Annotated in this window: 8 protein-coding genes; 5 read left to right on the top strand and 3 right to left on the bottom strand. The window is 63.7% G+C overall.

From position 1 onward, the window contains the following. Positions 1-401: 401 nt before the first annotated feature. From ptxS to ACI2KG_RS22345, 5 genes are all read left to right on the top strand, one after another. The gene (ptxS, locus tag ACI2KG_RS22325; RefSeq protein WP_404663325.1) at positions 402-1,421 is read left to right on the top strand and encodes a transcriptional regulator PtxS; all 1,020 of its coding nucleotides are present in this window, start codon (positions 402-404) and stop codon (positions 1,419-1,421) included. A 66-nt stretch (positions 1,422-1,487) separates the two neighbouring features. Next, positions 1,488-2,273 carry a sugar phosphate isomerase/epimerase family protein gene (locus ACI2KG_RS22330; RefSeq protein WP_404663326.1) on the top strand — a complete coding sequence of 262 codons (786 nt, stop codon included), beginning with the start codon at positions 1,488-1,490 and terminating at the stop codon, positions 2,271-2,273. Next, on the top strand, positions 2,260-3,210 hold the full coding sequence (locus ACI2KG_RS22335; protein WP_404663327.1) for a sugar kinase: 951 nt from the start codon (positions 2,260-2,262) through the stop codon (positions 3,208-3,210). The genes ACI2KG_RS22330 and ACI2KG_RS22335 overlap by 14 nt, the downstream gene beginning before the upstream one ends. A 58-nt stretch (positions 3,211-3,268) precedes the next feature. Then, positions 3,269-4,561: an MFS transporter gene (locus tag ACI2KG_RS22340; protein ID WP_400618117.1), complete on the top strand. Its 1,293-nt coding sequence runs from the start codon at positions 3,269-3,271 to the stop codon at positions 4,559-4,561. A 10-nt stretch (positions 4,562-4,571) separates the two neighbouring features. Then, positions 4,572-5,534, top strand: coding sequence for a 2-hydroxyacid dehydrogenase (locus ACI2KG_RS22345; RefSeq protein WP_404663328.1), 963 nt, complete (start codon positions 4,572-4,574; stop codon positions 5,532-5,534). A 175-nt stretch (positions 5,535-5,709) separates the two neighbouring features. Here ACI2KG_RS22345 and ACI2KG_RS22350 read toward each other — a convergent pair whose 3' ends face one another. The 3 genes from ACI2KG_RS22350 to bamA all read right to left on the bottom strand — a co-directional run. Further along, positions 5,710-6,675 (bottom strand): endonuclease, encoded by a 966-nt coding sequence (locus ACI2KG_RS22350; RefSeq protein ID WP_404663329.1) that lies wholly within the window; start codon positions 6,673-6,675, stop codon positions 5,710-5,712. A gap of 14 nt (positions 6,676-6,689) precedes the next feature. Next, on the bottom strand, positions 6,690-7,073 hold the full coding sequence (locus ACI2KG_RS22355; protein ID WP_404663330.1) for a hypothetical protein: 384 nt from the start codon (positions 7,071-7,073) through the stop codon (positions 6,690-6,692). Between the two features lie 253 nt (positions 7,074-7,326). Then, positions 7,327-8,387: outer membrane protein assembly factor BamA (bamA, locus tag ACI2KG_RS22360; RefSeq protein ID WP_404663331.1), on the bottom strand; the 1,061-nt coding region annotated here is incomplete at its 5' end.

The following is an 8,387-nucleotide window of genomic DNA, read 5'->3' on the forward strand; positions in this document are numbered from 1 at the left end:
ACCTGAGATTTTGGGGCCGCTGCGCAGCCCATCGCCGGCAAGCGCGGCTCCCACACCGAATGCAGTGGCCTTGCGGGCAAAGTTCTCTGCGCGACACGCAGCCCGGAGGGGCTGGGTCATCTCCCACAGAATCGCAGCGCTAACCCCACGCTCCCAGGCTGGACTCGATCAATTGTAGGAGCGGGTTTACCCGCGAATGCGTCGGCACATGCGCCATCGCATTCGCGGGTGAACCCGATCCTACGTTAATATTCATATATATCAGTGAGATATATCTGATATTTCACGTCATTGCTCATCATGAAGAACGGCTCTCGATCAACGGCAGCTTGACGAATTCTCGGAATCTTGCTGTATTGAAACCGGTTTCATCGCTATCACAACAATCATAAGGACAGCCCATGACCGACGCGCCTGCCCATGCCCGCGAACGGGTCACCATCAGCGAAGTTGCGCGTGTCGCTGGCGTATCCAAAGCCACTGTCTCCCGTTACATCGGTGGTGACCGGCAGTTGCTGGCCGAAGCCACGGCCAAGCGCCTGGAAGAGGTGATTGACCGCCTCGGCTACCGCCCCAACCAGATGGCCCGCGGCCTCAAACGCGGCCAGACACGGCTGATCGGCATGCTGGTGGCCGATATCCTCAACCCCTATTCAGTGGCCGTGATGCATGGCGTGGAAACCGCCTGCCGCCAGCACGGCTACAGCCTGGTGGTGTGCAACACCAACCGCGACGACGAGCAGGAACGGCACCATCTGGTGGCCCTGCAGAGCTACAACGTCGAAGGCCTGATCGTGAACACCCTCGGCCACCACCCGGGTGAACTGCTCAACCTGCAGCGTGACATCCCCATGGTGCTGGTCGACCGCCAACTGCCCGAACTGAGTGTCGACCTGGTTGGCCTGGACAACGCCGACGCGGTCGAGCAGGCCCTTGACCATCTGCAGGCCCAGGGCTACCGCGACATTCTTGCGGTCAGTGAACCGCTCGATGGCACCAGCTCGCGCCTGGAGCGGGTGCAGGCCTTTGGCGCCTCGATCAACCGGCGCGCGGGTATGCGTCAACAGGTGCTGCAAACCGGTGCCGGGCTGGCGGGGCAATTGGCGGCATTTCTGAGCAGCCGTGGCCACGGCCCGCAGGCCATTTTCACCTTCAACGGCGTCGCCACTCTGGCGGTTACCCGGGCCCTGCACGAGGCACGGTGTAACCTGTTTGCCGACGTCGGCCTGATCGCCCTCGACGACCTCGACTGGTACCCCTTGGTCGGCAATGGCATCACTGCCCTGGCGCAGCCCACCGAGCGAATCGGTGTGGCGGCTTTCGAAAGCCTGCTCGGTCGCCTGCGCGGCGACAGCGGGGCAGCCCGGCGCATCGATTTCAAGGCCGACCTGGTCATCCGCGGCTCAACCCAACCCCAATAAGCGATGGCAGGCCCGTGCCTGCTGTTGCTGATCAAAAATGAAACCGGTTTCATAAGGATAAAAACAATGTACCCGAACCCCGTTTCCATCAGCCTGTCCAGCTACGGCGCCGACTTTGTCCGGCAGCGTGGGCAGGAGCAGTTCCTTGACCTACTGGCCGCAGCCGGCGTAAGCCGCGTTGAATTGCGCGAAGAATTGTTCGCCAGTGCGCCAGACGCTGCTGCGCTGGGTGCGGTTATCGCCGCGCTGCGCATGGAGTGCTTGTACTCGACGCCCCTTGAACTGTGGACTGCGCAAGGTGTGCTTGACCCATTGCTGGGGCAAAAGCTGGAAATCGCCCGGGCGCTTGGCGCGGTTGCGCTGAAGGTATCCCTCGGGCACTTCGATGAACGCTGTGATGTGTCAGCTTTGGCGGCGCTGCTACCGGCGCATGGGCCGCTGCTGCTGGTAGAGAACGACCAGACTGCTCAAGGCGGCAGAGTCGAGCCGCTGCTGCGGTTTTTCCAAGGGGCCGACCTGTTGGGGCTGCGCCTGGGCATGACCTTCGATTTCGGTAACTGGCAATGGCAAGGCGAGTCGGCGGCGCAAGCCGCGCGGCAACTCGGACGCTGGGTGCGCTACGTGCATTGCAAGGCGGTTCAGCGCCGGGCCGATGGCCGCCTGGTTGCCGTGCCGCCACAAGCAGCGGACCTGCAGGCGTGGGCAGCGCTGATGGGCGAGTTCGCCCCCGGTGTGGTGCGCGCCGTCGAGTACCCCTTGGTCGGCGATGACCTGCTGGCGCTAACCCGTGCCCAGGTGCATAGCCTTTCCGCGCTGGGCGCCGGCGAGGAGGTGGCCCATGCATCAGCATGACGTGCTGTGTTTTGGCGAAACCATGGCCATGTTCGTGGCCGAGCGCACGGGCGACCTGGCCAGCGTCGGCCAGTTCGGCAAGCGCATCGCGGGCGCAGACAGCAACGTGGCCATCGGCCTGGCACGGCTGGGCTTCACGGTGCGCTGGCTGAGCCGGGTAGGTGACGATTCGCTGGGCCGCTTTGTGCTCGACAGCCTGCGCCGCGAAGGCCTGGACTGTTCAGCTGTCGAAGTGGACGGCAATGCCCCCACCGGCTTTCAGCTCAAGGCCCGCTGCGACGATGGCAGTGACCCGGCCGTGGAGTACTTCCGCCGTGGGTCGGCAGCCAGCCGGCTGTCGCCAAGGCAGGTCCAGCCTGGCCTGCTGCAGGCCCGTCACCTGCACGCCACGGGTATCCCGCCCGCACTTTCAGAGGGTTGCCGGGGGCTGTCCCACGCATTGCTGGACGCCATGCGTGCTGCCGGGCGCAGCATCTCGTTCGACCCCAACCTGCGCCCCTCGTTATGGCCTGACCAAAGCAGCATGGTGCGCGAAATCAACGCCTTGGCGGTCAAGGCCGACTGGGTTTTGCCGGGCCTGGAAGAGGGCCGCTTGCTGACCGGCCAGCACAACCCGGCGGACATTGCCGGTTTCTACCTTGACCAGGGGGTGGAACTGGTAGTGATCAAGCTGGGCGAAGCCGGCGCGTACTACCGCAGCGCCAAAGGCGAGGGCCAGGTCGCCCCTGTGCCTGTCAGCCATGTGGTGGACACCGTCGGTGCCGGCGACGCCTTTGCCGTCGGCGTGCTCAGCGCGCTGCTGGAGGGGCGCCCGTTGGCCGACGCGGTGGTGCGTGGCAACTGGTGCGGCAGCCGCGCCGTGCAGTCGCGTGGCGACATGGAAGGGTTGCCGTTGCGCCACGAGCTGGAGGCCTTTGAACCGCGCAGAAGCGCGTAAACCCCTGACCCCGAATCACCTGCTGCAACAAAAACAACAAGCTCAGGAGAAACAAACCATGCAAAGCCAACGCCTGGCACCGCGCCGCTGGTGGTACATCATCCCGATCGTGTTCTTCACCTACAGCCTGGCCTACCTGGACCGCGCCAATTACGGCTTCGCCGCGGCTTCCGGCATGGCCGAAGACCTGCACATCACCCCTGTACTGTCGTCACTGCTGGGGGCATTGTTCTTCCTCGGCTACTTCTTCTTCCAGGTGCCCGGGGCCATCTACGCCGAAAAGCGCAGCGTGAAGAAGCTGATCTTCTTCAGCCTGATCCTCTGGGGCGGCCTTGCCACGCTCACGGGCATGGTCAGCAACGTCTACATGCTGATTGGCATCCGCTTCCTGCTCGGAGTGGTCGAGGCTGCCGTGATGCCGGCCATGCTGGTGTACCTGTGTCACTGGTTTACCCGTGCCGAGCGCTCACGTGCCAATACCTTCCTGATGCTCGGCAACCCGGTGACCATCCTGTGGATGTCGGTGGTATCGGGTTACCTGATCAAGCATTACGACTGGCGCTGGATGTTCATCATCGAAGGCCTGCCGGCCGTGATCTGGGCGTTCTTCTGGTGGCGCCTGGTGGATGACCGCCCGGCCCAGGTCAACTGGCTGAGCGCGCAGGAAAAGGCCGACCTGCAGCAGGCGCTCGCCGCCGAGCAGCAGGGTATCAAGCCGGTAAAGAACTACCGCGAGGCGTTCCGCTCGCCACAGGTGATCATCCTGGCACTGCAGTACTTCTGCTGGAGCATCGGCGTGTATGGCTTCGTGCTGTGGCTGCCGTCGATTCTGAAGCAGGCAGCGAATGTCGATATCGTCCAGGCCGGCTGGCTGGCGTCGGTGCCGTACCTGGCGGCGGTACTGGCCATGGTGGGCGTGTCGTGGGCGTCCGACCGCCTGCAAAAGCGCAAGCGCTTTGTCTGGCCGCCGCTGCTGATTGCCGCCGTGGCGTTCTATGGCTCATATGCCCTGGGTACCGAGCACTTCTGGCTCTCGTATGCGTTGCTGGTGGTTGCCGGTGCCTGCATGTATGCGCCCTACGGCCCGTTCTTCGCCATCGTGCCCGAGATCCTGCCGGCCAACGTGGCTGGTGGCGCCATGGCGCTGATTAACAGCATGGGTGCGCTGGGGTCGTTCGGCGGCTCGTGGCTGGTGGGCTACCTCAATGGCGCCACCGGCGGCCCTGGTGCTTCTTACCTGTTCATGTGCGGTGCGTTGCTGACCGCTGTGGCGCTGACAGCCGCCCTCAATACTTCCCAAACCTCTGGCCGCGCCAAGCGCAATGGCTCGCGCCTGGCCATGAACCCTTAGGAAACCTGCAATGAAGAAGCGAATCGTTTTGTACAAGCGCCTGCCCGACGACTTGATGGCCCGCCTGCACGATCAGGTTGAAGTGACGTGGGTGGATACCGCCCAGCCCGATGGCCTGGCCCGTTTGCGCGATGCCTTGCCGGGGGCGCACGGCCTGCTGGGAGCCAGCTTGCGGCTGGATGCCAGCCTGCTCGACCTGGCGCCTCAGCTGGAAGTGGTGTCCAGCGTTTCGGTAGGCGTAGACAACTATGACATTGCCGAACTCAGCCGCCGCGGCGTGATGCTGACCAACACCCCGGACGTGCTGACTGAAACCACTGCCGATACTGGCTTTGCCCTGATCCTGGCCACGGCCCGGCGGGTGGTGGAGCTGGCGAACTGGGTGCGTGACGGCCATTGGCAGGCCAACCTGGGGCCGGCGCAGTTTGGTAGCGATGTGCATGGCAAGACGCTGGGCATCGTCGGCATGGGCCGCATCGGCGAGGCGCTGGCCCGCCGCGCCGCGGCAGGCTTCGGCATGCGCGTGCTGTACCACAGCCAGCGGCCGAAGCCTGAAGTGGAGGCGCGCCATGCTGCACGGCAATGCGGCCTGGATGAGCTGTTGCAGCAGGCGGATTTCGTCTGCCTGACCGTACCACTGAGTGCCAGCACAGAAGGGCTGATTGGCGCGCGGGAGTTGGCCTTGATGAAGCCTGAGGCGATTCTGGTGAATATCTCGCGGGGGCGGGTGGTAGACGAGGCTGCGTTGATCGACGCGTTGCAGGCCAAACGTATACGCGGTGCGGGGCTGGATGTGTTCGTGCAGGAGCCGTTGCCGGTGGACTCGCCACTGTTACAGCTCGACAACGTGGTAGCGACCCCGCACATCGGCTCGGCAACCGAAGAAACCCGGCAGGCCATGGCGCGTTGCGCAGTGGACAACCTGCTCAGTGCGCTGGCGGGTGAGCGGCCGGTGAATCTGGTTAATGGCTGATGTTCGCAGGTATACCCGCTCCCACAGGATTACACGGTTTATGTAGGAGCGGCCTTGTGTCGCGAAAGGGCCGCAGAGCGGCCCCTGATGTTTGCACCGGCGCACATATCGCGGGGCCGCCTTGCGGCCCGATCGCGACACAAGGCCGCTCCTACAAGGCGCCGCGGTAGCTTGCTTAACGGCAGTTCCCCGCCTTGCGATAGCCCGCAGCCTGCGCCTCACCCTCGGTGGCGAAGTTGACCTGGTTCTTTGCCGCTACCTGGTTGTACCCCGGGCAGCCGACCGACAAGTGATAGACATGGCTGTTGCGGTTGCCCAGCACCGCCCCCACCGACCCGGCACTGGCCAGGCTCGGCGTGGCCTCGGCCTTGGCTGGTTTCACGGGCACCGCCTGTGCCACGCCAGCGCCAGCCGGCTTGTAACCCGTTGTCCACTTGCGCTCACCGCTTACGAACGGGTTGGCATGCCCCATGATCGCGGCAATGCGCCGGTCACGCTCTTTCTCCCAGGCCGTTACCGGGTGCTGCTTGTCCCAGGCCATCAGCAGCTGCTGCTGTTGGCGCGACATGCTCAACTGGTAACGGTCGAACATGTAGAACGTGGTACGCGCCACCAGGCCTTTCACTTCATCACGCGGCTCGGCTGCGCGCTGGACGAAATCGACCTTGGTGCTGCACTGGCCATATTCGCCGGCATTGCCGGCGACCATGCCGTAGTTGAAGTTGCTGCGGTCGCCGTTGACCTCACCCACGGCCGGGTACAGGTTGAACAGGTCGGCCTCCATGGCGCGGAACACCGGGTCGCTGTCCACGCAGTGCTCGCGGCCGCCGTTCTTCCAGCACTGGCGCTGGTTGCCAAAGGTGTAGGCGGGGACGATATGTTCCCACTCGGTGCGCTCGGCACGGTTTTGCTGCTTGCGCGTCTGGTAACCGCACGAGGCGGCATCGATGCGCCCGCCGGACTTGCCCACCCAGGTCCATTTGCACCCGCAGTACAGGTCGCCCATGGCGCTGCTGGCCTGGTCCAGGTACACCTTCTGCTTGGCCACCACCTTGGCTTCAGTGAAGGTGGCTGGCGGGTTGGCCAGTGCGGGGAGGGTAAAGGAAAATAATAAGGTTACGGCGCAAAGCAGTGATTTCATGAGGAAAACATATTTCAGGTTGGGGCGCGCATTGTAATGCTTTCGCCAACGCTGACCAGCTCGCTCAGCCAAACCAGTGGTCGGTTGGGGTCGTTGCTGCCCATGCGGCTGAAGGTGCCCGAGTCGAGCATTTTCCGCGCTTGGGTGGCCAGGCGCAGCAGGTGCTCGATGAAGCCGCTGCCGACGTCGCCGGTGTCTTCCAGGCAAACCTCACTCTGCGGGTGGCGGATCGCCAAGTGATAGTGGCTGAGCCCGTCGCCATTACCGCTGCCGTTCAGTGTCACGGTGAAATGGGGGCCTAGCAGGCTGGCCAGGCGCTGCTGGACCAGCTCCAGCAACGCGGCCGGCACTTCATCGTGGCGCAGTGTGGTAGGGAAGCACGGTGTGAACGGGGGCATGAATGTGTCCTGCTGGGCGGGGTTCGAGGGCTGGCCAGCTTAGGCAAGGTGACTGTCAACTTGGGTTAAGCGGGGGTAAAGGCGGGTAATACCTGGCAACGCGCCCCCTTGTAGGAGCGGCCTTGTGTCGCGATGGGCTGCGCAGCAGCCCCAAAATTGTTGCATTGGTGCTGAGTCCCTGGGGCTGCTGTGCAAGCCCATCGCGACACAAGGCCGCTCCTACAAGGGGGCGCGAGAACTGCTGGGGCCGATATCAGAACGTCTGCCCCAGCGAGAACTGGAAGATCTGGGTTTCGGCGTTATCCGGCTTTTTCAGCGGCGCCGCCAGGCTGAAGCTCAGTGGCCCCATCGGGCTGTACCAGGTCACACCCACCCCCAGCGACACCGCCATCTGCGCCAGGTCGACGCTACCGCAGCCCTGGGTGGTCGACAGGTAGCAGGTGTCGGCATACACGTTGCCGGCATCGACGAACACCGAGCTGCGCAGCTGGCTCTGGTCTTTCACGAAGGGCAGTGGGAACAGGTACTCGGCACCACCGGTAACCAGGATATTGCCCCCCAGCACGTCGGTGTCGCGGTCGGAGTAGTAAGCCTGGCCCGCGCTGGAATAGGTGCCGGTAGCTGGTGTGCTGCGCGGGCCGAGGGTGCCGTCCTTGAAACCCCGTACCGAGCCCTGGCCGCCGGCCGTGTAGCTTTCATAGAACGGCAAACCGTCGGTGGACCCGTAGCCGTTGCCGTAGCCCAGGCTGGTGTGCAGGCGCAGCGTAGTGTTGTTGGTGACGGGCAGGAATGTTTGGCCGTTGTAGTCGAGCTTGTAGAACGACAGGTCGCTGCCTGGGGTGGTGGCCATCAGCGTCAGGCTCTGCGAATGGCCACGGGTGGCCAGCACGCCTTTGTTAAGGGTGGACTCCGACCAGCCGACCGACGCCTTCAGGTTATTGAAGCTCTTGCCCTCGCGGGTAATGAAGTCGTAGATCTCGTCGGCGCTGTAGGTGCCGGGCGAAATGTCGTCGTGCTGCAGTGTCAGGCCGTAGGTCAGGCGTGAGGTTTCGTTGATCGGGTAGCCAAAGCTGACCCCGGCGCCATAGCTGTTGATCGCATAATACGAAACGCCATCGTCGTAATAGTCGCTGTAGTCGGTACTGTTGTAGAACAGGTTGTAGCCCAGGCTCACGCCGTCGGCAGTGAAGTAGGGGTCGACGAAACCGAAGTTGTACTTGGTCTGGTATTCCGAACGGGTCAGGCCGACCGACACCTTGTTACCGGTACCGAGGAAGTTGCTCTGGCTGATCGAACCACCCAGGATCAGGCCGG

This window comes from Pseudomonas sp. NPDC089407, from assembly GCF_044900445.1.
Classification (GTDB): Bacteria; Pseudomonadota; Gammaproteobacteria; order Pseudomonadales; family Pseudomonadaceae; genus Aquipseudomonas.